The following is a 23,561-nucleotide window of genomic DNA, read 5'->3' on the forward strand; positions in this document are numbered from 1 at the left end:
CCGGTTTTGGCCATGCACACGTCGCGGTCGTCCTCCCCTATGGGTCTGCTGACCAGACTCCGCCGCGACATTCGCGGAAACACGCTGGCGATCATGGCGGCGGCATTGATTCCGTTGATCGGCTTCGCCGGTTCGGCGGTCGATATGGCACGTCTATACGTCGTTAAGGTCCGCCTCCAGCAGGCGTGCGACGCGGGCGTGCTCGCCGGCCGCAAGGCGATGACCGACACGCAGATGTCGACGCCATTGGAAGATGCCGCAAAGCAGCAGGCGACGGCCTTCTTCAACAACAACTTCCGTCCCGGCTGGTATCAGAACCGCAACGTCAGCTTCTCGACCAGCAAGGCGTCGGTCAATACCACCGTTGGGGTGGCCAATGCGGTCAGCGGCACGGCCTCGGCGACCGTGCCGATGGCGCTGATGCAGTTCTTCGGCGTGAGCGCGCGGCCGCTGACGGTCAATTGCCAGGCGGTGTTCGACGTCGGCGATGCCGACGTCATGTTCGTGCTCGACATAACCGGGTCGATGAACTGTTACCCTTCCGACCCCGCGACCTGCGGCAACGCCACCGAGAAACCGGCCTATGGTCTGGGCACCAACATGACCTATTCGAAGATCGAATCGCTTCGCCAGTCGGTGTTGCTCTTCGACAGTACGATGCGGTCGAGCACCGATCCGTCGACGCGCATCCGTTATGGCTTCGTACCCTATGCCTCGGCGGTCAACGTTGGCCGGCTGATCCCGTCGCAATATCTGCAACAGAGCTGGACCTATCAAAGCCGCCACCTCTCGCCGCTGATCGGCGCGGTCGGCTGGGGCGGCAGCGACAAGATGCTGCCTGGCGATTACGCCCCCTATCAGCTGCTTGCCACCTCCTTCTCGCTGTCCAACATCCCCAAGGCGATGTGCGTTGCACAGCGCTACCCGGCGACCGGCTTCATCACCAGCGGCCCCAATTGGAACACCAGTTATCCGCAGGCGATGAAATATTACAACGTCAGCTGGACGTCCTCGTCGGGCGGGACCTGTTCCGGCTGGCAACAGCCGCTCCGCCCCTATTGGCGCTACGAGCCGGTGCAATGGGATGTCTCGCAGCTGCTCGGCACCATCAACGGCAGCACCGTCGCCGATCCGACGCGGTTCGACGGTTCTACGTCGAGCTGGAAGGGCTGTATCGAGGAACTGAACACCTCGAAGAGCGCCACGTTCGACGTCAACGCGCTTCCCGACGATCTCAACCCGGACATCATCCCCGCGGCGGCGACGAACAAGTGGCGGCCGATGTGGGCGGACGTCGTCTACCAGCGCAACAACAGCAATTTCCAGGATATCAACGACGAGAACACCAACGACTACAGCAACAGCTATCGCGCCGGCTATGCGCTGGCGAACAGCGCCTACACCGCCTGCGGCATGCAGGCGCAGCGGCTGACCGTCATGAGCGCACAGGACGTCAACGATTACGTCTACAACAGCGACTTCAAGGCGGTGGGCGGGACCTATCACGACGTCGGCATGATCTGGGGCCTGCGGATGCTGTCGCCCAACGGCGTGTTCGCCGCGGATACCACCGCGCGACCGGGGCGGCCTGCGCCGTCGCGCAACATCGTCTTCATGACCGACGGCACCATGTCGCCCAACGGTCAGATCTACGGCCAATATGGTATCGAGGACTGGGACAATCGCACCGGCGGCGCCAACAACGACAATCAGGATTATGCCAATCACACCGCGCGCTTCCGCATCGAATGCGACGCTGCCAAGAAGCGCGGCATCAGCATCTTCGTCGTCGCGCTCGGCACGAGCATCACCCCGGACCTGACCTATTGCGCGTCCCCCGGCCAGGCGTTCCAGGCGAGCAGCACCGACGCGGTGAAAGGCGCCTTCCGCACGATCGCGCAACGGCTCGCGATGCTGAGGATCAGCCAGTGAGGCCGCGGCTCCGCCACCTTGCGAAGGACACGCGCGGCGCGACGATCATCGAATTCGCGATCGTCGTCCCGGTCATGCTGCTGCTCATCATGGGGCTCAGCGATCTGGCCTATCAGGCGTATATGCAGGCCGTGCTCACCGGCGCCGTGCAGAAGGCGGGCCGCGACGGCACGATCCAGAACAATGCCTCGAACACCGCCGGCACGACGCTCGATCAGCGCGTGATGAGCCAGATCAACAGCCTCGCCAAGACCGCCACCGGCACCTCGTCGCGCAAGAGCTTCGGCCAGTTCGGCTATATCGCGGCCGAGCCGTTCCAGGACAATAACAACAACGGCGTCTACGACGCGGCCACCGAATGCTTCACGGACGTGAACGGCAACGGCACGCGCGACCTCGATCCCGGAATCGCGGGTCAGGGCGGCGCCAACGACGTCGTCGTCTACACGATGACGGTGCAGTTCAACCGGCTGTTCCCGCTCGCCGCCATCATCGGCTGGTCGCGACGCGCGACGATCAGCGCGACGACGATCCTCAAGAACCAGCCCTATGCCACACAGGCTGGTCCGACCGCGCAATTGGTATGCCCGTGATGACGCCGACAAGAATTGCGCGGGCGACCCGCCGGCTCGCCGCCGAGACGAGCGGCCTCGCCCTGCTCGAATTTGCGCTGACGCTGCCGCTGGTGCTCGGCGTCGGCGCGTGGGGCACGGAGATGGCATGGCTCGCGATCACCAATCTGCGCGTCAGCCAGGTCGCGCTCAACCTCGCCGATACGGCATCGCGCGTCGGCCTGATGAGCAACAGCGGGATCACGCAGCTGCGCGAGGCCGACATCAACGACGTGCTCACCTCGGCGCGTCTGCAGGGTGCGCCCCTCGACCTCACCAATCGCGGCCGGATCACCATCTCCAGCCTCGAACAGCAGACCGCAGGCAGCCAGTATCTCCACTGGCAGCGCTGCCTCGGCAAGCGGAGCGGGACCGGCTACGATTCCAGCTACGACCGCACCAACGGCACGATGGATCGCGGCGACGGCATCGGCACGAGCCCTGCCAGCGTCGGCGTGTCGATGCCCAATGGCATGGGCGACAGCAGCGGGACCAAGGTGAATGCGCCGGTCGGATCGGGCGTGATGTATATCGAGGTCAGCTACGACTATCGACCGGTGTTCAGCTCGGCGTGGGTGCCCGGCGGCGCGGCGGTGACGCGGATCCGCTATACCGCCTCCTACATTGTGCGCGACCGCCGCGATTTCAGCCAGATCTACAATCCGTCACCGGCCGCGACGCAATCGTTCTGCGATCTGTATACGGCGAGCTGAGCGCACGATCTGCCCCCGGCGGGGCGAAGCTCTCACAAAAAAGGCCGGGCGATCGCCCGGCCTTCCCTTGATCGGTGTCGACCCCGGCCATGCCGGGATCGGCGGTGCGATCACACGATCTTCTTCACCGTGGCGACGACGCGCTTGGCGTCGATCAGCGCCTTCTTCTCGAGATTGGCGGCATAGGGCAGCGGCACGTCCTCGTTGGTGACGCGCAGCACCGGCGCGTCGAGGTCGTCGAACCCCTCTTCCATCACGATCGCGGTGATCTCCGACGCGATCGAACAGGTCGGCCAGCCTTCCTCGACCACGACGAGGCGGTTGGTCTTGGCGAGGCTCTTGAGCACCGTGTCCTTGTCGAGCGGACGCAGCGTACGCAGGTCGATGACCTCCGCCTCGATGCCCTCGCCCGCCAGCGTCTCGGCGGCTTCGAGCGCGAGGCCGACGCCGATCGAATAGCTCACCAGAGTGACGTGCTTGCCCTCGCGCATGATCCGGGCCTTGCCGATCGGCAGGACGTAATCGTCGAGCTTGGGGACGTCGAACGAGCGGCCGTACATCAGCTCGTTCTCGAGGAAGACGACCGGGTCTTCCGAGCGGATCGCCGCCTTGAGCAGGCCCTTGGCGTCGGCCGCGTCATAGGGCGCGATGACGATCAGGCCGGGGACGCTGGCATACCAGGGGGCGTAATTCTGGCTGTGCTGCGCGCCGACGCGGCTCGCCGCGCCGTTGGGGCCGCGGAAGACGATCGGGCAGCGCATCTGGCCGCCGGACATGTAATTGGTCTTGGCCGCCGAATTGATGATGTGGTCGATCGCCTGCATGGCGAAGTTGAACGTCATGAATTCGATGATCGGCTTCAGGCCGCCCATCGCCGCACCGGTGCCGACGCCGGCGAAGCCATATTCGGTGATCGGCGTGTCGATGACGCGGCGGTCGCCGAACTCGTCGAGCAGCCCCTGCGTGACCTTATAGGCGCCCTGATATTGCGCGACTTCCTCGCCCATCACGAAGACGCGGTCGTCCTTGCGCATTTCCTCCGCCATCGCGTCGCGCAGCGCTTCGCGGACGGTGGTCTTCACCATCTCGGTGCCCTCGGGGATCGCCGGGTCCTGAACGCCCTTCTTCTCGGCGGAGGCGACGAGCTTCTGCGTGCCGCTCTCCTGCTCGGCCGCCGCGGCGCCCTCGGGGATCGGCGGCGCGGCCTGATCGGTCGCCTCGTTCTTGGGCGCCGGATTGGCGCCCTCGCCCGCGGTCGCGCCGGCGGTGGTCGCCGCATCGGCGCTCTCGCCGTCCTCGAGCAGCACGGCGATGACGTCGCCGACCTTCACATTGTCGGTGCCCTCGGCGACGACGATCTTGCCGATCGTGCCTTCATCGACCGCCTCGAATTCCATCGTCGCCTTGTCGGTCTCGATCTCGGCCATGATGTCGCCGGACTTGACGGTGTCGCCTTCCTTGACGAGCCATTTGGCGAGCGTGCCCTCCTCCATCGTCGGGGACAGCGCGGGCATCTTGATCTCGATTGCCATCTCAGTACGTCTCCACCAGCACGTCGGTATACAGCTCGGCCTCGTCGGGCTCGGGCGTGCTTTCGGCGAAATCGGCGGCTTCGTTCACGGTCTTGCGGATCTCTTGTTCGATGGTCTTGAGGTCGGCCTCGCCCACCCCTTGCGCTTCGAGCAGCTTCTTGACGTGCTCGATCGGATCGGACTTGTCGCGCACCCCCTGCACTTCCTCGCGGCTGCGATATTTGGCGGGGTCGGACATGGAATGGCCGCGATAGCGATAGGTCTTCATCTCGAGGATGACCGGACCCTTGCCGGCACGCACCCAGGCGAGCGCCTCCTCGGCGGCACCGCGACAGGCGAGCACGTCCATGCCGTCGACCTGGATGCCGGGGATGCGGAAGCTCTCGCCGCGGCGATACAGCTGGTCCTCGGCCGAGGCGCGATTGACGCTGGTGCCCATCGCATATTGGTTGTTCTCGATCACGAAGATGATCGGCAGCTTCCACAGCTCGGCCATGTTGAAGCTCTCGTACACCTGGCCCTGGTTGGCCGCGCCGTCGCCGAAATAGGCGAGGCAGACGCCACCGTCGTTGCTGTACTTGTGGCCGAAGGCGAGGCCGGTGCCGAGCGACACCTGCGCGCCGACGATGCCGTGGCCGCCGTAGAATTTATGCTCGGTCGAGAACATGTGCATCGAACCGCCCTTGCCGCGGCTGATGCCGGCGGCGCGGCCGGTAAGCTCCGCCATGATGACCTTGGGGTCGATGCCGTAGGCGAGCATGTGGCCATGGTCGCGATAGCCGGTAATCACCGAGTCCTTGTCGCCGTCCAGCGCCGACTGCAGCCCGACCGCGACCGCTTCCTGACCGATGTAGAGGTGGCAGAAACCGCCGATGAAACCCAGGCCGTAGAGCTGGCCGGCCTTTTCCTCGAACCGGCGGATCAGCAGCATGTGCTTGTAGAAGTCGAGCAATTGCTCCTTGGTCGCCTCGAACGGCTTGGGATCGGCGGGACGCTCGCGATTGGTGAGCGGTACGGCGGGAGGAGCAGGCGATTTGGCCACGTATTACCTCAACGGTCCTGGGGGATGTGGCGCTGCCTATAGTCCCCCTTCTGCCAGAACATCAATTCCCCGCCGGCAAGAAGCTGGTCCGCCGCTCCGCCGCGCAGCCCGGCCATCGTCACGCACGGCCTTGCTTTCGCGCGATATCTACCCCGCGGCGCGGCGCCCTTCGGGTTCGTGCGCATGGACGCGGGCCAGCGCCTCGCCCTCCAGCTTGGCGAGGTCGGCGAGCGTCTGGTCGAGCGTGTCGCGCTGCTGCTCCAATTCGGTGATGCGCTGGCGCACCCGTTCGGCGAGCGCGCGCATCTGTTCGAGATGCTGCGGATCGGCGTCGTAGAGGTCGAGGAATTCGGCGATGTCGGTCAGCGAGAAGCCGAGCCGCTTGCCCCGCAGGATGAGCTGCATCCGCGCGATCTCGCGCCGGCGGTAGACGCGCGTCGTCCCGATCCGGGACGGCTCGATCAGGCCCTTGTCCTCGTAGAAGCGCAGCGTCCGCGCGGTGATGCCGAGCATGTCGGCCACCTCCTGGATTCCCTGCAGGTCTCCGCTTTCGTCCATCATCCGCTCCCCGACGCCTACCCCTGCCCGACGGCTTATCGCGCCGCCTTGGCGAGTTCCTCCTCGACAAGCTCCTTCTTGGAAAGCTTGCCGATCAAGGTCTTGGGCAGAGTGTCGCGGATTTCGACCTCGCGGGGAAGCTCGATCTTGCTGATCTTGTCGCGCAGGAAATCGCGCAATTCGGTCGGCGTCGCGGCGCCCGGCGGGTTGAGCACGACGAACGCCTTGGGCGCCTGGCCGCGATGCGCGTCGGCGACGCCGATCACCACCGCCTCGACCACCGCGGGATGCTCGTACAGCGCCTCCTCGATGACGCGCGGATAGACGTTGTAGCCGCCGCACAGGATCATGTCCTTGATCCGGTCGACGATGAACAGATAGCCGTCGGCATCGAGATAGCCGACGTCGCCGGTGCGCAACGCGCCGTCGGCGAACGCCGCCGCGGTCTCCGCCGGCTTGTGCCAATAGCCCGCCATGACCTGCGGGCCGCGGGCGCAGATCTCGCCCTTCTCGCCGGCGGGCACGATCCGCGTCGGATCTCCGCGGTCGCGGATCTCGATCGTCGTGCCGGGGAACGGCAGGCCGGCCGAGCCTTCCTTGTTCACCCCCTCGAACGGGTTGCAGGTGATGATCGGCGAGGCTTCGGACAGGCCATAGCCCTCGACCAGCTTGGCGCCGGTATTGGCCTCGAAGGCGTGACGCACCTCGACCGGCAGCGGCGCGCCGCCCGAGATGCAGACCTTGATCGCGGACAAATCGGGACGCTGCCCGGCCGGCAGATTGGCGAGCGCGTTGTAGATCGTCGGCACCGCCGGGAAATAGGTCGGGCGGGTGCGCTTGAGCGTCGCCAGCAACTGTTTCAATTCGAAGCGCGGCAGCAGGATCATCTCGGCGGCGACCAGCGTCGAGAAGGTCAGCACGTTGGTCAGCGCGAAGACGTGGAACAGCGGCAGCACGCCGAGCACGCGATCCTGATCGGGCACCTCGCCGCCGCAATGGACCAGCATCGCGTCGGTATTGGCGACGATATTGGCGTGGCTCAGCATCGCCGCCTTGGGCACGCCGGTGGTGCCACCGGTATATTGCAACACCGCGACCTCGTGCGGGTCGACCGCGACGGGCTTGGGCGTGCCGCCCTTCGCCATGAAGGCCGCGTAATAGAGGTGGCGGGCGCTCGCCGGCGCGCGGCCGATCTCCTTGCGCTTGACCAATTTGTAGCCGAACTTCTTGAGCCCCGGCAAAACGTCGGCGATCGGGCAGCTGATGACGTGGCGGATGCCCGTCTCGCCCGCGACCTTGAGCACGCGCGCCTGGATGTCGGCGATGTCGCAGGTGGCGATGATCTCGGCGCCCGAATCCTCGATCAAATGGGTCAGCTCACGCTCGACGTAGAGCGGATTGACGTTGACGACGATGCCGCCCGCTTTCAGCGTCGCGTAGAACAGCACCGGATAATAAGGCGTGTTGGGCAGGCACAGGGCGACGCGCGTGCCCTTGACGACGCCGAGCGCCTGCAACGCCGCGGCGGCACGATCGACATCGGCGGCGAGCGCGCCCCAGGTCGTGATCCGCCCCATGAAATCGACCGCCGGTCGATCGGGAAAGCGCGTCGCCGACCGGGCGAGCAGATCACCGAGCAGCCGCGGCTGTGCGACCAGCGGCACGCCGTTCCGAACCGCCAGCGGCGCGGCAAGGGTCGTGCTCGTGTCTCGGCTCGCGTCGTCGCTCATCCGTCCATCCTCTCATCTTCACCATCGAGCATATTGTCCGCTCGTGCCACTTGACGTAATGGGAAGGTATCGCACCTATACGGCATCCCGCAAGCCTCGGTTGCCCGCAAAAGAGAGGATTTCATGACCAACGTCGTCATCGCCGGTTATGCACGCTCGCCCTTCCACCTCGCCGGCAAGGGCGCGCTCGCCCGCGTCCGGCCCGACGACCTCGCCGCGCAGACGATCCGCGGGCTGATCGAGAAGACCGGCGTCGACGCCTCGGAGATCGAGGACATCATCCTCGGCTGCGCCTTCCCCGAGGGCGAACAGGGCCTCAACGTCGCGCGGCTGATCGGCCTGCTCGCCGATCTGCCGCTGTCGGTCGGCGGCATGACGGTCAACCGCTTCTGCGGGTCGTCGATGAGCGCGATCCATATCGCGATGGGCCAGATCCAGATCGGTGCCGGCGAGGCGTTCATCTGCGCCGGCCTCGAATCGATGAGCCGCATCCCGATGGGCGGCTACAACCCCCTCCCCAACCCGGCGCTCGCGAAGGCGAACCCGGGCGCCTACATGGGGATGGGTGACACCGCCGAGAACGTCGCGACCAAATACCAGATCACCCGCGGCGAGCAGGATGCGTTCGCGGTGAAGAGCCAGCAGAAGGCCGCCGCGGCACGCGCCGACGGCCGCCTCGCCGACGAGATCGTGCCGATCACCACCAAGGCGGGCACCGTCAGCGAGGACGGCACGATCCGCCCCGACACCACCGTCGAGGCGCTCGGCAACCTCAAGCCCGCGTTCAGCCAGGACGGATCGGTGACCGCCGGCACCTCGTCGCCGCTGACCGACGGCGCCTCGGCGGTGCTCGTCACCTCCGAGGAATTCGCCAAGAAGCACGGCCTGAAAATCCTCGCCCGGATCAAGGCGGTCGGCGTGTCGGGGATCGAGCCCGAGACGATGGGCCTCGGCCCGATCAGCGCCTCGCAGAAGGCGCTCGCCCGCGCCGGCGTATCGGTCGCCGACCTCGACGTGGTCGAGATCAACGAGGCGTTCGCCAGCCAGGCGATCGCCTGCATCCGCGACCTCGGTCTCAAGGACGAGACGATCAACCTCGACGGCGGCGCGATCGCGATCGGCCATCCGCTCGGCGCGACCGGTGCGCGCATTGTCGGCAAGGCCGCGGCGCTGCTCGAGCGCGAGGGCGGGCGCTATGCGCTCGCGACCCAGTGTATCGGCGGCGGTCAGGGCATCGCCACGGTGCTGGAGCGCGCATGATGGCCGAGGCTATTCGCAAAGTCTGCGTGATCGGCGCCGGCGTGATGGGCGCCGGCATCGCCGCGCAGGTCGCCAATGCCGGTATCCCGGTGCTGCTGCTCGACATCCCCGCGCGCGACGGTGACGATCGCGACGCGGTCGCCAAGGGTGCCGTCGCCAGGATGCTCAAGACCGATCCCGCGCCGTTCATGTCGACCGGCGCGGCGAAGCTGGTCGAGACGGGCAATATCGACGATCATCTGGATCGCGTCGCCGAATGCGACTGGATCGTCGAGGCGATCGTCGAGCGGCTCGATATCAAGCAGTCGCTCTACGCCAGGCTCGAGGCATTGAAGCGCCCCGGCACCGCGGTGTCGTCGAACACCTCGACGATCCCGCTCGGCCATCTGGTCGAGGGGCGTTCGGACCAGTTCAAGGCCGACTTCCTCATCACCCATTTCTTCAATCCGCCGCGCTACATGCGGCTGATCGAGATCGTTCGCGGCGAACACACCGACGTCGCCGTGGCGGAAAAGGTCGAGGCGTTCGTCGACCGGTTCATGGGCAAGCGCATCGTCCGCGCCAAGGATACGCCGGGCTTCATCGCCAACCGCATCGGCACCTATTGGCTCGCCGTCGCGATCAACGCCGCGATGGACCAGGGCCTCACCGTCGAGGAGGCCGACCAGATCGGCGGCCGGCCGATGGGCGTGCCCAAGACCGGCATCTTCGGTCTCGTCGATCTCGTCGGCGTCGACCTGATGCCGCTCCTGTCGAAGAGCCTGTCGTCGACGCTGCCGCAGGGCGATCCCTATTTCGACACGGTGCGGCCGATGCCGCTGGTCGACCGGATGATCGCCGACGGCTTCACCGGCCGCAAGGGCAAGGGCGGCTTCTACCGCTTCGACAAGGCGACCAGGACCAAGCTCGCGCTCGATCTCGCCACGGGCGACTATCGCGAGGGGGTCAAGCCCGCCGCGCTGCCGCCCAAGGCCGAGAAGGACCTCGCCGCGCTGATCGCCGTACCCGGCAAGGTCGGCGATTACGCCTGGGAGATCCTCGGCAAGACGCTGTCCTATGCGGCGATGCTGGTCGGCGAGGCCGCCGACGATATCGTCGGCATCGATGACGCGATGAAGCTCGGCTACAATTGGAAGTTCGGGCCGTTCGAGCTGATCGACAAGATCGGCGCCGCCGCCTTCGCCGCGCGGCTGCGCGACGAGGGCCGCAGCGTCCCCACGATCCTCGACACCGCGGGCGACCGTCCCTTCTACCGCGTCGTCGACGGCAAGCGCCAGTTCCTCACCCTCGCCGGCGAGTATCGGGACGTCGTGCGCGGCGAGGGCGTCGTGCTGCTCGAGGACATCAAGCTCGGTGCCGAGCCGATCGTCAGGAACGCCTCCGCAGCGCTCTGGGATATCGGCGACGGCGTCGCCGCGCTCGAATTCACCACCAAGATGAACGCGCTCGACGGCGAGATCATGGCGTTGATCCAGCAGGCGATCCCGATCGTCGAGGCGCGGTTCAAGGCGCTGGTGATCTACAACGAAGGCTCGAACTTCTCGGCCGGCGCCAATCTCGGCATGGCGATGTTCGCCGTCGCCGCGGGCATGTGGGGCGAGATCGAGAAGCTGATCGCCGGCGGCCAGCAGGCGCTCAAGGCGCTCAAATACGCCCCCTTCCCGGTCGTGTCGGCACCCGCCGGCATGGCGCTGGGCGGCGGCTGCGAGGTACTGCTCCATTCGGACGCGGTGCAGGCGCATGCCGAGACCTATGTCGGTCTCGTCGAATGCGGCGTCGGCCTGCTGCCCGGCTGGGGCGGCAACGGCGAGATGCTCGACCGTATGGCGAAGGCGCCGATGATGCCGCGCGGGCCGATGCCCGCGGTCGCCAAGGCGTTCGAGACGATCTCGACCGCGCAGGTCTCCAAGTCGGCGGCGCTCGCCAAGGAAATGATGTTCCTGCGGCCGGGCGACGGCATCACGATGAACCGCGACCGGTTGCTCGCCGACGCCAAGGCCAAGACGCTGTCGCTGGTCGACGGCTATGCGCCGCCGGAGAAGCCGACCTTCCGCCTGCCCGGCGAGAGCGGCCGCGTCGGCATCGCCGGCGTCGTCGACGGCTTCCGCAAGAAGGGGCTGGCGACCGAATATGACGAGATCGTCTCGGCGCGGCTGGCGATGGTGCTGACCGGCGGCGACGCCGATCTGGTCGACATCGTGCAGGAGGACGACCTCCTCACGCTGGAACGCGAAGGCTTCATGGCCGCGGTGAAGGACCCGCGGACGCAGGCACGCGTCCAGCAGATGCTGACGACGGGTAAGCCACTGCGGAACTGATCGTGATCCCGTTACCGGTTGCTCGGGACAGTCACACGAAGGTGTTCGACTAGGTCCGGGCTTCCCGGATTCACCCCGTCACCCCGGACTTGTTCCGGGGTCCACTCCGCGGCGAGGAGAACGGCTAGAGTGAGCACCGTTCGCCCGTTGACCGGTGGACCCCGGAACGAGTCCGGGGTGACGAACCTGACGAGGATGCCGATCGAGCATCATCTCGCCAGCCTCGGACAGCGGCAATGCTCGCAAGCCAGCGATCGGGTCCGTGGCCCCCACGCCGCACGTCCCTGAAAACCGGCCACCACCAAGCAACCCCTGCTTGACACCCGACGCCAGCGGTTTAGGCGGGCCGCAGGTTGCCGTATACGGCATCCTGTTAGCCATTAGGTCATCGTTCATCGTCGACCGGCAATGATGGCGACACACCGCGACCGTACGGATACGGCGCGAAAGCTTTTGGAAGGCTTATTCGATGCATGCGGCTGTTAGCGTGCATCCCGGAGAGGAGAATCATCATGTCCCTGCTTTTGCTCGGCGCCCTGCTCGCAGCGGCCCCTGCCCCCGCCGCCGATACGGCGATCGGCCGCTGGAAGACCGAGACGAAGAACGGCATCGTCGAGATCCAGCGCTGCGGCGCGTCGATCTGCGGCCGTCTGCTGACCTCCGAACTGCTTCGCCAGCAGCCCGACCTCAAGGACGCCAACAACCAGAACGTCGCGCAGCGCAGCCGCCCGCTCAAGGGCCTGCTGCTGATCAGCGGCTTCACCGCCGACCGCGACGGCTGGTCCGGTGGCCAGATCTACAATCCCGACGACGGCAAGACCTACAAGGCGAAGGTGACGCCGGTCGACGCCAACACGCTCAAGGTCCGCGGCTGCGTGTTCGTCCCCTTGTGCAAGACGCAGACCTGGACCCGCATCCGCTAAAAGCGTGTCCGTCCAACGTGTTTGCCCCCAGTTCGCTTAAGGAAGACCCCCATGACCCTTCGTAAGACCTCCCTGCTCGCCACCGCCGTGCTCGGCTCGTTCGGCTTCGCCACCGTCGCGCACGCGCAGGCCTTCTACCTGCAGGAACAGTCGGCGCGCGGCGCCGGCCGTGCCTTCTCGGGCGAAGTCGCCGACACCGGTCCGCAGTCACTGTGGTGGAACCCGGCGTCGATCGCCGGCATGGAGAATGGCGAAGCCGCGATCAACGCCTCGGGCATCCTGCCGCGCGGCAAGGTCGTCAACAACGGTACGCTGATCTGCCGTCCGGCCGGCGTGTCGTGCCAGGTTCCGACCAACTTCGCGGCCGTCGGCGGCGATCAGGTCGCGCGTAATCCGATCGACAATGGTCTGCTGCCGTCGGGCGCGATCGCCATGCCGTTCGGCCCGGTCGCGATCGGCCTCGCGGTCACCTCGCCCTACAGCTTCACCACCGATTACGATTCGACGAGCTGGACCCGCTACAGCGCGACCCGCACCAAGCTGCAGACGATCGACATCCAGCCGTCGATCGCCATCGCGCTGACCGACTGGCTGCGCGTCGGCGGTGCCGCCAACGTCGAGCACGTCTATGCCAGCCTCGGCAACAACCTGCCCAACCTCACCACCGCTGCCGACGGCCGCCAGAAGCTGGAAGGTGACGGCTGGGATCTCGGCTGGACCGCCGGCATGCAGATGCACAACGATTGGGCGACCGTCGGCGTCAGCTACAAGTCGCGCATCGAACATACGCTGAAGGGCGACCTGCTGGTCGAGGGCCTCGTCGGCCCGCTTGCCACGCAGAACCGCACCGTCAACGATGTCGAGGCGAGCTTCTACACGCCGGCGCAGGTCATCGTCGGCGCGCGCATCCGCGCCACGCCGCAGCTGACGCTGAACGGCCAGGCAGTCCGCTACAATTGGAGCAAGTTCGACGCGATCCGCCTCGGCGCGCCGCTCAACACCGCACTGCCCGAGAATTATCGTGACAGCTACAGCCTCGCCGGCGGCGTCGATTATGCCGTTTCGCCGAAGCTGACGCTCCGCGCCGGTGTGCAGCGGGCGACGACGCCGACGCAGGACGGCCTGCGCGACGCACGCGTGCCCGACGCGAACCGCTGGAACTATGGCGCCGGTGGCACCTTCCAGCTGACGCCGAAGATCGGCATCGATCTCGCGGCGAACTACGTCGACTTCTCCGACACGACGATCGATCGCCGTACCGCGGCTTATGCCGGTACGCTGGTACAGACGCCGGTGCTCACCAACGGCACGTTGCAGGACGCGCATGCCGTCGTCCTCTCGGCCGGCGCGCACATCGGTTTCTGATGCGAAAGTCCGGGTTTCGCCTGCGTTAGGTGGAACCCGGACCTATCCTGCCGCGTACTCTCCCCAAGCGTTTGCTTTGGTTGGATAAGGCAGGATAAGCCCCACCGGAGCCGACGGACGATCGGGATCATAGAGGTCCCGGCGCTCGACAGCATCACGGGGGCCCCTATGCGCCAGAATGAATTTCAGATGTCCCGCCGCGGGGTAATCGCGGTCGGGACCGTCGGTGTTGCCGCGACCGCGCTGCCGGCCGAAGCGGCGACGCCGCAGATGCAGGATCGCGCGCCGGTGCCGACGGTGCCGGTGACGCTCAAGGTCAACGGCCGCACCAGCAAGCTCGATCTCGACACCCGCACCACCCTGCTCGACGCGCTGCGCGAGCATTGGAAGCTGACCGGCACCAAGAAGGGCTGCGATCACGGCCAGTGCGGCGCCTGCACCGTGCTGATCGACGGCCGCCGGATCAACTCGTGCCTGACCCTCGCGGTGATGCACGACGGCGACGAGATCACCACGATCGAGGGGCTCGGCAAGCCCGACGACCTGCATCCGATGCAGGCCGCCTTCATCAAGCATGACGGCTATCAGTGCGGCTATTGCACGCCCGGCCAGATCTGTTCGGCGGTCGCGGTGCTCGACGAGATCAAGCGCGGCGTTCCCAGCCACGTCCAGGCCGATATCGTCGGCCAGCCGACCGCCTCGGCGGCGGAGATGCGCGAGCGGATGAGCGGCAACATCTGCCGCTGCGGCGCCTATTCCAACATCATCGAAGCGATGTCCGACGTCGCGGGGGCAAAAGCATGAAGGCCTTCACCTATGAGCGGGCCGAGACGCCCGCAGCGGCCGCCGCGGCGGTCGCGGCCAAGCCCGGCGCCAAGTTCATCGCCGGCGGCACCAATTTGCTCGACCTGATGAAGCTCCAGATCGAGGAGCCGGTGCATCTGGTCGACGTCAACCGCCTCGCGCTCGACAAGATCGAGCCGACGCCCGACGGCGGCCTGCGCATCGGCGCGCTGGTGCGCAATACCGATCTCGCCGCCGACGCCCGCGTCCGCCGCGACTATGGCGTGCTGACCCGCGCGATCGTCGCCGGGGCGAGCGGTCAGCTCCGCAACAAGGCGACGACTGCCGGCAATCTGCTCCAGCGCACCCGCTGCCCCTATTTCTACGACACCAACCAGCCGTGCAACAAGCGTAAGCCCGGCACCGGCTGCGCCGCGATCGGCGGCTACAGCCGTCAGCTCGGCATAATCGGCACCAGCGATGCCTGTATCGCCACCTATCCCGGCGACATGGCGGTGGCGATGCGCGTGCTCGACGCGACGGTGGAAACGGTCCAGCCGTCCGGCCAGACGCGGCGCATCCCGATCGCCGATTTCCATCGCCTGTGGGGCAATACGCCGCATATCGACACCAACCTGCAACCGGGCGAGCTGATCACCGCGGTGACGCTGCCCAAGCCGGTCGGCGGCACGCACATCTACCACAAGGTGCGCGACCGGGCGTCCTACGCCTATGCGCTCGTCTCGGTGGCGGCGATCGTCCAGCGCGACGGCAGCGGCCATGTCGCGATCGGCGGCATCGCCCCCAAGCCGTGGCGCGTCGAGGCGGCGGAAGCCGCCTTGCCGCAGGGTGCCAAGGCGGTGAGCGGTCGCCTGCTCGCCGGCGCCCGCCCGACCGCCGACAATGCCTTCAAGGTGCCCCTCGTCGAGCGCACGCTCGCCGCAGTGCTGGCCGAAGCGAAAGACGCAGCATGAAATTCGACCAGCCCGCGGGCCAGAATCCGATCGACCAGCTCAAGGTCATCGGCAAGCCCACCGATCGTATCGACGGCAAGTTCAAGACCACCGGCACCGCGCCCTACGCCTATGAACGCCACGATGTCGTCCCCGACGCGGCCTACGGCTATGTCCTCGGCGCCGGCATCGGCAAGGGTCGGATCGCGTCGATGGACCTCGCCGCGGCGAAGGCCGCGCCGGGCGTGCTGACGATCGTCACTGCCGACACCGCGGGCGCGCTCGGCAAGGGCGACATGAACACCGCCAAGCTGCTCGGCGGCCCCGCGGTCGACCATTATCATCAGGCGATCGCGCTGGTCGTCGCCGAGACGTTCGAACAGGCGCGGTCCGCCGCGGCGCTGATCCGCGTCGATTACGCGCGCGAGAAGGGTCGCTTCGACCTCGACACCGCGCTCAAGACCGCCCCGCTGAAGGGCGACAGCAGCGGCGAGGGCAGCTCAGCCCCGCCGATCGACCGCGTCGGCAATTTCGAAAAGGCCTTCGCCGCCGCCCCCGTCCAGCTCGACGCGGTCTACGAGACGCCCGACCAGAGCCACGCGATGATGGAGCCGCATGCCAGCATCGCACGCTGGGACGGCGACAAGCTGACGCTGTGGACGTCGAACCAGATGATCGCCTGGGGCAAGGGCGACGTCGCCAAGACGCTCGGCATCCCCAAGGACAATGTCCGCCTGATCTCGCCCTATATCGGCGGCGGATTCGGCGGGAAGCTGTTCGTCCGCGCCGATGCGGTGCTGGCGGCGCTCGGCGCGAAACAGGCGGGCCGCCCGGTCAAGGTGACGCTGCAACGCCCGCTGATGATCAACAACACCACGCACCGCCCGGCGACGCGCCAGCGCATCCGCCTCGGCGCCGGCAAGGACGGCAAGCTCACCGCGATCGCGCATGAGAGCGGGTCGGGCGATCTGCCCGGCGGCGGCCCCGAGACCGCGGTGTCGCAGACCAAATTGCTGTACGCCGGCGCCAACCGCCTGACCTCGATGCGGCTCGCCGTGCTCGACCTGCCCGAAGGCAATGCGATGCGCGCGCCCGGCGAGGCGCCCGGCCTGATGGCGCTCGAGGTCGCGATGGACGAGATGGCGGAAAAGCTGAACATGGACCCCGTCCAGTTCCGCATCGTCAACGACACGCAGTTCGATCCCGAGAAGCCCGGCCGCAAATTCTCGCAGCGTCAGCTCGTCGAATGCTTGCGTCTCGGCGCCGACAAGTTCGGCTGGTCGCAGCGTCAGGCCAAGCCGCGCTCGGTCCGCGACGGGCGCTGGCTGGTCGGCATGGGCGTCGCCTCGGGCTTCCGCAACAACATCACGATGAAGTCGGGCGCGCGCGTCGGCATCGACAAGAAGGGGATGGTCACCGTCGCCACCGACATGACCGACATCGGCACCGGCAGCTATACGATCATCGCGCAGACCGCCGCCGAGGTGATGGGCGTGACGCTCGACAAGGTGAACGTGCTGCTCGGCGACAGCAGCTTCCCCGTCGCCGCCGGCTCGGGCGGCCAATGGGGCGCCAACAGCTCGACCGCGGGCGTCTATGCCGCCTGCATGAAGCTGCGCGAGACGGTGGCGCAGAAGCTCGGCTTCAACTCCGCCGACGTCGAATTCGCCGACGGCAAGGTGCGCTCGGGCAACCGCAGCGTGCCGCTGGCGCAGGCGGCGGGCGATGCCGGCCTGTCCGCCGAGGACAGCATCGAGTTCGGCGATCTCGCCAAGAAGGAACAGCAATCGACCTTCGCCGGCCATTTCGTCGAGGTCGGCGTCGACGCCTATACCGGCGAGATCCGCATCCGCCGCATGCTCGCGGTCTGCGCGGCGGGGCGCATCCTCAATCCCAAGTCGGCGCGCAGCCAGGTGATCGGCGCGATGACGATGGGCGTCGGCGCCGCGCTGATGGAGGAACTGGCGGTCGACAAGCGCTTCGGCTTCTTCGTCAACCACGATCTCGCCAGCTATGAGGTGCCGGTCCATGCCGACATCCCGCATCAGGAGGTGATCTTCCTCGACGAGGTCGATCCGATGTCGTCGCCGATGAAGGCCAAGGGCGTCGGCGAGCTCGGCCTGTGCGGCGTCGGCGCGGCGATCGCCAATGCGGTCTACAATGCCAGCGGCGTGCGCGTCCGCGAATATCCGGTCACGCTCGACAAGGTCATCGCCGGCCCGTCGATGATGGCGTGATCCATCATCCCCTCTCCCCGCGGGGAGAGGGGACTTGGTATGCTCACCGCTCCCGCGTCACCGTCACCGCGGCGACGTGCAGCGGATAGTCGCGGTCGTCCTCCGCCATCCAGATCCTGCCCGCGCGATCGGCGAGGTAGAAGCGGCAATAGATGCTGCGATCCCCCGCGAAACGCAGGCAGACCCGGTCCGGCGTCACCCGATAGCGTCCCGCCGAATCGGGCTTGTCATTGTAGCGCAGCGTATAGTCCTCGCCGACGGCGGCGAAGCGCTCGACCGGCGGCACCGCCCCGTCCCGCGTCTGCACGCTGCCGCGCACCAGCCGTTCGAGCGCCGCGCCCCGCACCAGCGTCATCTGCTCCGCGCCGCGGATCGCCACCGGCAGCCGCGGCGCGCTCGGCGCAGGTGCGGAGGGCGAACAGGCGCCGAGCATCGTCGCCGCCATCATGATCCGCTTCATCGTTTCGTCCCGACAGTCATACGCCGTCCTAGCACGCCAAATCCGGCACGTCCGGGATGGGATGCCGCCGGACGAGAGCCAGTGCTCCCGCGCAGGCGGGAGCCCAGTGGGTTACTCTTTGCAGCGCGGAACCCCGGCCCGCACCCGAACGCTTCACCCCGCGATGACCGAAACGACCCTGCTGTGGCTGCGCCAGGATCTGCGCCTCCACGACCAGCCCGCCCTCGTCGCCGCCGCGCATGCCGGCCCGGTGATCCCCGTCTACATCCTCGACGACGACGCGCCCGGCCAATGGCGGATCGGCGGCGCGCAACGCTGGTGGCTGCATCACAGCCTCGACTCGCTCGGCAAGGATCTCGCCGCCAAGCACAGCCGCCTGATCCTGCGCCGCGGCGACGCCGTCGCGATCCTCAGGCAATTGCTCGCGGACACCGGCGCCACCCGCATCCACGCGATCCGCCATTACGAACCCTGGTGGCGCAAGCAGGAGGATGCGCTCGACGACATGCTCGACCTCTACGACGGCAACCGCCTGTCGCGCGTCGAGGACGTCACCACCGGCGCCGGCACGCCGTTCCGCGTCTTCTCCTCCTTCTGGCGCGCGTTGCAGGCGCAATTGCCGCCGGAGCAGCCGCTGCCCGTCCCGCGGACCATCCCGGCCCCCGAGCATTGGCCCGAGAGCGACGCGCTTGCCGACTGGGACCTGCTGCCCACCAAACCCGACTGGTCGACCGCCTTCGCCAAGGACTGGACGCCGGGCGAGGCGGAGGCGCTCGCCAAGGCAAAGGATTTCCCCGACGAGGTCGCCGCCTACGACCGCCGCCGCAACCTGCCGTCCGAAGAGGGGACGTCGCGCCTCTCCCCGCACCTCCACCATGGCGAGGTGTCGCCGCGCACCGTCTATCATGCGCTCGGCCACGATGCCGAGGCGGCGGCATTCCTGCGCGAACTGGCGTGGCGTGACTTCACGGCAGGCGTGCTGCTCGCGCTCCCCGATTACGGCAGCGTCAACGGCCGCCACAAATATGATGCGCTGCCGTGGCGCGACGATGCCGTCGCAAAGCGCGATCTGAAGGCGTGGCAGCAGGGCCGCACCGGCTATCCGATCGTCGACGCCGGCATGCGCCAGCTCTGGCAGTCGGGGTGGATGCACAATCGCGTGCGGATGATTACCGCCAGCTTCCTCGTCAAACATCTGCTGATCGACTGGCGCGAGGGCGAGCGCTGGTTCTGGGACTGCCTGATCGACGCCGACTACGGCAACAATTCGGTCAACTGGCAGTGGATCGCCGGCACCGGCGTCGACGCCAACATGTTCGGCCGGATCATGGCGCCGCTCAGCCAGTCCGAGAAGTTCGAGGCGGGCGATTATATCCGCGAATGGGTGCCGGAACTGGCCGACCTGTCCGACGAGACGATCCACGATCCCGACGCACACGGCGTCCGTCCCGACGCCTATCCCGCCAAGGTCATCGGTCACCGCGAAGGCCGCGAGCGCGCGCTCGCCGCGGCCAAGACGCTCGGCTAACAGAGACCTCGGCGAAACGATGCCAGTGCTCCTGCGAAAGCAGGAGCCCAGGAGTCCCGATCGCCGGCACCCGTCGCTCTGCTTGACCATAGGCTCCCGCTTTCGCAGGAGCACAGTGCTGCTCCACCAGCGATGCGCACCCGGTCTCAACCCCCGGAAACGACAAAAACTGCGCTGAAAAACTTCAATACCACCCGCCGGTCCCTATATGGAAAACAGCGAAGGCCCCGCCCGCGAGACTCGGCCACGCTCTTTCCGGAGAGGCCGACCAAGCGAGAAAGCTTTACCCTTCGCATGCACCTGCACCTTCCCGCCGCTTTTGATCCGCGCCTCTATCTCAGGCCGCGGCGGCGCGGGATCGCCTCGGTCAATGCGGAGGTGCGCGACGGCATCGTCCCCGCCGGCGACGATATCGCGCAGACCGCCGACCACAGCGGCGGCGAACAACCAACGCGCAACTATCGCACCGTCGCACTGATCATCGCCACCGCGATGTTCATGGAGAATCTCGACGCCACCGTGCTCGCCACCGCGCTACCGACGATGGCGCGCGACTTCGGCGTGCGCGCGCCCGAGATGAGCATCGCGCTCACCTCGTACCTGCTCGCGCTGGCGATGTTCATTCCCGCCTCGGGGACGATGGCGGACCGGTTCGGTGCGCGCCGCGTGTTCCGCGCCGCGATCGGCCTGTTCGTCGTCGGCAGCCTCGCCTGCGGCCTGTCGCCCAGCCTCGAGATGATGGTCGCCGCACGCTTCCTGCAGGGGATCGGCGGCGCGATGATGATGCCGGTCGGGCGGCTGGTGCTGCTCCGCTCGGTCGCCAAGCGCGACATGGTGTCGGCGATGTCGTGGCTCATCATGCCGGCGCTGATCGGGCCGATCGTCGGCCCGCCGGTCGGCGGCTTGATCGTCACCTATCTCGACTGGCGATGGATCTTCTGGCTCAACCTGCCGATCGGCATCGCCGGCATCGTCCTCGTCGGCCGCTTCATCGCCGACGTGCGCGAGGACACGCCGCACAAATTCGATCCGCTCGGCTTCCTGCTGTCGGGCGCGGCGCTCGGCTGCCTGCTGTTCGGGTTTGAAATGGCGAGCCGCCCCGGCGAGGGCCGGTTGGCGGCAACGCTGATCGCCACCGGCGCGGTTTTCGGTCTGGGCTATTGGCGCCACGCCAGGCGCACGGAGCATCCGATCCTCGATCTGTCGCTGATGCGCATCCCGACCTTCCGCCTGTCGGTGCTCGGCGGTTCGCTGGCGCGGATCACGCAGGGCGCGCAGCCCTTCCTGCTGCCGCTGATGATGCAGCTCGCCTTCGGCCTCACCGCCGCGCAGAGCGGCGCGATGACCGTCGCCTCGGCGATCGGCTCGTTCGGGATGAAGGGCGTGGCGCGGCGCATCCTCAAACGCTTCGGCTTCCGCAACAGCCTCGTCGTGATGGGCGTCGCCGGCACCGCTGCTTATGCCTGCTGCGGGCTGTTCGATCCCGCCTGGCCGCTGCCCGCGGTGTTCGCGGTGCTGGTGCTGTCGGGCTTCCTGATGTCGTTCCAGTTCACCGCCTACAACACCATCGCCTATGACGAGATCGCCAAGGACCGGATGAGCGCGGCGACGAGCTTCTATTCGACCTTCCAGCAGCTGATGCTGTCGCTCGGCATCTGCATCGGCGCGACCGCGCTGCACGTCTCGATGCTGTGGCGCGGGGCGGATGCGGTGGCCTTCCCCGACTTCACCTTCGCCTTCTGGACGGTGACGGCGATCTCGCTGATCGCGATCTTCGTCAATGCGCGGTTCGACCCGCAGGCCGGCGCCGAATTGAGCGGCCGGGTGAAAAGCTAGGCGGAAGCTCCGCGCTGTGGATGCCCTCTGGAGAAGGTTCTGTTCGCGCAGAGGCGCAGAGACGCGGAGGTGTTCCGCTTGCGGCAAACGCGGTCCCTTCCCTCATGGCCGATGGAAAGGGCCGCTGACGCGGCGAGCGCAACACCTCTGCGCCTCTGCGCGAACCACCCTTCTTCTTACGCCGATCACTCCACCGTCAGTGATCTTCGTCAATGCGAGGTTCGACCCGCAGGCCGGCACCGAATTGAGCGGCCGGGTGAAAAGCTAGGCGGAAGCTCTGCGCTGTGGATGCCCTCTGGAGAAGATTTTGTTCGCGCAGAGGCGCAGAGACGCGGAGATAATCCGCTTCAGCCAACGCGGTCCTTTCTCCTCATGGCAGATGGAGAAAGCCGCTGACGCGGCGAGCGGAACACCTCCGCGTCTCTGCGCCTCTGCGCGAACCACCCTTCTTCTTACGCCGACGACCCCACCGTCAGTCCCGAGCGTGTCGAGGCACGGTGACACCCGAGCCCGAAAACACGAACGACCCGGAACGGCCTGCGCTGTCCGGGTCGTCCTCACCCCGAAACGCCGGGTGAAACGCTCAGCGCTGCTTCGCCGCGGCCTTCTGCGCGCGCGCCTGCTTGGCATAATGGTGGTGCATCGCGACGCAGCCGGCGGCCGCGCCCATCATCGCATGGCCCTTGCCGACGAAATGGCCGGCGGCCCCGCCGGCGGCGGCGCCACGGATACAGCCTTTGGCGAGCGCCGGCTGTGCGCCAACGAGCGCGGTGGCGGCGGCGAGGAACATCAGACTCTTCATGGCGAACTCCTGTAACGAAACCTTGCTGGGAAAAGCCGTGACGCAACCGTCATGTTCCATGAATTCGGCGTCATGCCGGCGTCATCACCTCCCAGCGCCGCGGATCGATCGTCTCGCGCAGAAAGGCGACGAAGGCGCTCACCGCCGCCGGTACCGCCGGACTGCGCAGGTGCACCGCATAGATGCCGACCTCCGCCGATCCCTCCCACGCGTCGAGCACGCGGACCAGCCGCCCGTCGCGCAAGGCGTCGCCGACATCCCACAAAGACCGCAATGCGATCCCGACGCCACCGAGCGCCAGTTCGCGGATCATCTCGCTCGAATTGGTCCGCACATGGCTCGCGCGTTCGATCGCGACGGTCTTGCCGGCGGCGACCAGCCGCCACGGCATCTGCCCGTCGGCGGCGAGCAGGCGATGGCCGGCGAGATCGCCGATCCGCCCCGGCGCGCCGTGTTCGGCCAGATAGGCCGGCGCCGCGCACAACACCCGCCGGCTCTCGCCGAGCCGGTGCGCCACGACGGTCCCCGGCACCGCCCCCGCGATCCGGATCGCGCAATCGACGCGCTCGCCGAGCAGATCAACGAAATGGTCGCTGAGGTCGAAGGCGAGATCGATGCGGGGATAGGCGGCCAGAAACGCGCCGAGATGCGGGGCGACGTGCAGCCGCCCGAACGACGTCGGCGCCGACACGCGCAGCGGCCCCGCCGGTTCGCCACGGGCGCCGGTCACCCGCGCCTCCGCCTCGCCGAGCGCGGCGAGCACCGCGTCGAGATCGTCGCGGAACCGCGCCCCGGCCTCGGTCAACGCCAGCCGCCGCGTGGTCCGGTGGACGAGCCGGACGCCCAGCCTGTTCTCCAGCCGCTGCAAGCGCTTGGAGGCCATGGCCGGCGAGATGTGCAGGCTGCGCGCCGCCGCCGACAGGCTGCCGCCCGCCGCCACCGCGACGAACAGCGCATAGTCCGGATCGAACGCCATTC

At 67.3% G+C, this 23,561-nt stretch carries 19 protein-coding genes; 12 read left to right on the forward strand and 7 right to left on the reverse strand.

What is annotated here, in order from left to right:
* The first annotated feature begins 39 nt into the window (after nucleotides 1–39).
* Genes FFS23_RS10720 through FFS23_RS10730 form a run of 3 tightly spaced genes read left to right on the forward strand, consistent with a single transcriptional unit; the run spans nucleotide 40 to nucleotide 3,256 of the window.
* Nucleotides 40–1,932 carry a TadE/TadG family type IV pilus assembly protein gene (locus FFS23_RS10720; protein ID WP_249340632.1) on the forward strand — a complete coding sequence of 631 codons (1,893 nt, stop codon included), beginning with the start codon at nucleotides 40–42 and terminating at the stop codon, nucleotides 1,930–1,932.
* Nucleotides 1,929–2,525 carry a TadE/TadG family type IV pilus assembly protein gene (locus FFS23_RS10725; protein ID WP_038658361.1) on the forward strand — a complete coding sequence of 199 codons (597 nt, stop codon included), beginning with the start codon at nucleotides 1,929–1,931 and terminating at the stop codon, nucleotides 2,523–2,525. Before FFS23_RS10720 ends, FFS23_RS10725 begins: the two co-directional genes overlap by 4 nt.
* Nucleotides 2,525–3,256: a TadE/TadG family type IV pilus assembly protein gene (locus FFS23_RS10730; protein ID WP_249340633.1), complete on the forward strand. Its 732-nt coding sequence runs from the start codon at nucleotides 2,525–2,527 to the stop codon at nucleotides 3,254–3,256. Before FFS23_RS10725 ends, FFS23_RS10730 begins: the two co-directional genes overlap by 1 nt.
* A 110-nt stretch (nucleotides 3,257–3,366) precedes the next feature.
* Here FFS23_RS10730 and FFS23_RS10735 read toward each other — a convergent pair whose 3' ends face one another.
* The 4 genes from FFS23_RS10735 to FFS23_RS10750 all read right to left on the reverse strand — a co-directional run bounded on the left by FFS23_RS10735 (nucleotide 3,367) and on the right by FFS23_RS10750 (nucleotide 8,118).
* The gene (locus tag FFS23_RS10735) at nucleotides 3,367–4,788 is read right to left on the reverse strand and encodes a pyruvate dehydrogenase complex E1 component subunit beta (RefSeq protein WP_137898622.1); all 1,422 of its coding nucleotides are present in this window, start codon (nucleotides 4,786–4,788) and stop codon (nucleotides 3,367–3,369) included.
* A gap of 1 nt (nucleotide 4,789) precedes the next feature.
* Nucleotides 4,790–5,830, reverse strand: coding sequence for a pyruvate dehydrogenase (acetyl-transferring) E1 component subunit alpha (pdhA, locus tag FFS23_RS10740; protein WP_038658356.1), 1,041 nt, complete (start codon nucleotides 5,828–5,830; stop codon nucleotides 4,790–4,792).
* Nucleotides 5,831–5,977: 147 nt separating this feature from the next.
* The gene (locus tag FFS23_RS10745; protein ID WP_137898623.1) at nucleotides 5,978–6,391 is read right to left on the reverse strand and encodes a MerR family transcriptional regulator; all 414 of its coding nucleotides are present in this window, start codon (nucleotides 6,389–6,391) and stop codon (nucleotides 5,978–5,980) included.
* 32 nt (nucleotides 6,392–6,423) lie between these two features.
* Nucleotides 6,424–8,118, reverse strand: coding sequence for a long-chain-fatty-acid--CoA ligase (locus FFS23_RS10750; protein WP_137898624.1), 1,695 nt, complete (start codon nucleotides 8,116–8,118; stop codon nucleotides 6,424–6,426).
* A 123-nt stretch (nucleotides 8,119–8,241) separates the two neighbouring features.
* Between FFS23_RS10750 and FFS23_RS10755 the strand changes: the two genes are divergently transcribed.
* From FFS23_RS10755 to paoC, 7 genes are all read left to right on the forward strand, one after another.
* Nucleotides 8,242–9,378, forward strand: coding sequence for a thiolase family protein (locus tag FFS23_RS10755; protein WP_137898625.1), 1,137 nt, complete (start codon nucleotides 8,242–8,244; stop codon nucleotides 9,376–9,378).
* Complete coding sequence (locus FFS23_RS10760; protein WP_137898655.1) at nucleotides 9,378–11,696, forward strand: 3-hydroxyacyl-CoA dehydrogenase/enoyl-CoA hydratase family protein; 2,319 nt, start codon at nucleotides 9,378–9,380, stop codon at nucleotides 11,694–11,696. The genes FFS23_RS10755 and FFS23_RS10760 overlap by 1 nt, the downstream gene beginning before the upstream one ends.
* Nucleotides 11,697–12,208: 512 nt before the next feature.
* Nucleotides 12,209–12,619, forward strand: a complete 411-nt coding sequence (locus FFS23_RS10765) for a DUF2147 domain-containing protein (protein ID WP_038658341.1) — start codon at nucleotides 12,209–12,211, stop codon at nucleotides 12,617–12,619.
* 51 nt (nucleotides 12,620–12,670) lie between these two features.
* On the forward strand, nucleotides 12,671–13,984 hold the full coding sequence (locus FFS23_RS10770) for an OmpP1/FadL family transporter (RefSeq protein ID WP_038658338.1): 1,314 nt from the start codon (nucleotides 12,671–12,673) through the stop codon (nucleotides 13,982–13,984).
* A gap of 168 nt (nucleotides 13,985–14,152) precedes the next feature.
* The gene (gene paoA / locus FFS23_RS10775; protein WP_137898626.1) at nucleotides 14,153–14,788 is read left to right on the forward strand and encodes an aldehyde dehydrogenase iron-sulfur subunit PaoA; all 636 of its coding nucleotides are present in this window, start codon (nucleotides 14,153–14,155) and stop codon (nucleotides 14,786–14,788) included.
* A complete protein-coding gene (locus FFS23_RS10780; RefSeq protein ID WP_137898627.1) occupies nucleotides 14,785–15,741 on the forward strand; it encodes an FAD binding domain-containing protein in 957 nt (318 codons plus the stop codon). The genes paoA and FFS23_RS10780 overlap by 4 nt, the downstream gene beginning before the upstream one ends.
* Nucleotides 15,738–17,957 carry an aldehyde oxidoreductase molybdenum-binding subunit PaoC gene (paoC, locus tag FFS23_RS10785; protein WP_137898628.1) on the forward strand — a complete coding sequence of 740 codons (2,220 nt, stop codon included), beginning with the start codon at nucleotides 15,738–15,740 and terminating at the stop codon, nucleotides 17,955–17,957. The genes FFS23_RS10780 and paoC overlap by 4 nt, the downstream gene beginning before the upstream one ends.
* Before the next feature lie 43 nt (nucleotides 17,958–18,000).
* Here paoC and FFS23_RS10790 read toward each other — a convergent pair whose 3' ends face one another.
* On the reverse strand, nucleotides 18,001–18,417 hold the full coding sequence (locus tag FFS23_RS10790) for a hypothetical protein (RefSeq protein WP_137898629.1): 417 nt from the start codon (nucleotides 18,415–18,417) through the stop codon (nucleotides 18,001–18,003).
* Nucleotides 18,418–18,580: 163 nt separating this feature from the next.
* Between FFS23_RS10790 and FFS23_RS10795 the strand changes: the two genes are divergently transcribed.
* Together FFS23_RS10795 and FFS23_RS10800 are read left to right on the forward strand one after the other, a co-directional pair.
* Nucleotides 18,581–19,945, forward strand: coding sequence for a cryptochrome/photolyase family protein (locus FFS23_RS10795; protein ID WP_137898630.1), 1,365 nt, complete (start codon nucleotides 18,581–18,583; stop codon nucleotides 19,943–19,945).
* A gap of 294 nt (nucleotides 19,946–20,239) precedes the next feature.
* Nucleotides 20,240–21,781, forward strand: coding sequence for a DHA2 family efflux MFS transporter permease subunit (locus tag FFS23_RS10800; protein WP_137898631.1), 1,542 nt, complete (start codon nucleotides 20,240–20,242; stop codon nucleotides 21,779–21,781).
* A 583-nt stretch (nucleotides 21,782–22,364) separates the two neighbouring features.
* Here the strand turns inward: FFS23_RS10800 and FFS23_RS10805 are convergent.
* Both FFS23_RS10805 and FFS23_RS10810 read right to left on the reverse strand, forming a co-directional pair.
* On the reverse strand, nucleotides 22,365–22,583 hold the full coding sequence (locus FFS23_RS10805) for a hypothetical protein (RefSeq protein ID WP_038658321.1): 219 nt from the start codon (nucleotides 22,581–22,583) through the stop codon (nucleotides 22,365–22,367).
* A gap of 70 nt (nucleotides 22,584–22,653) precedes the next feature.
* Complete coding sequence (locus tag FFS23_RS10810; RefSeq protein ID WP_137898632.1) at nucleotides 22,654–23,559, reverse strand: LysR family transcriptional regulator; 906 nt, start codon at nucleotides 23,557–23,559, stop codon at nucleotides 22,654–22,656.
* Nucleotides 23,560–23,561: the final 2 nt, after the last annotated feature.

The organism is Sphingomonas sp. 2SG (assembly GCF_005503285.1).
Taxonomy (GTDB): Bacteria; Pseudomonadota; Alphaproteobacteria; order Sphingomonadales; family Sphingomonadaceae; genus Sphingomonas; species Sphingomonas taxi.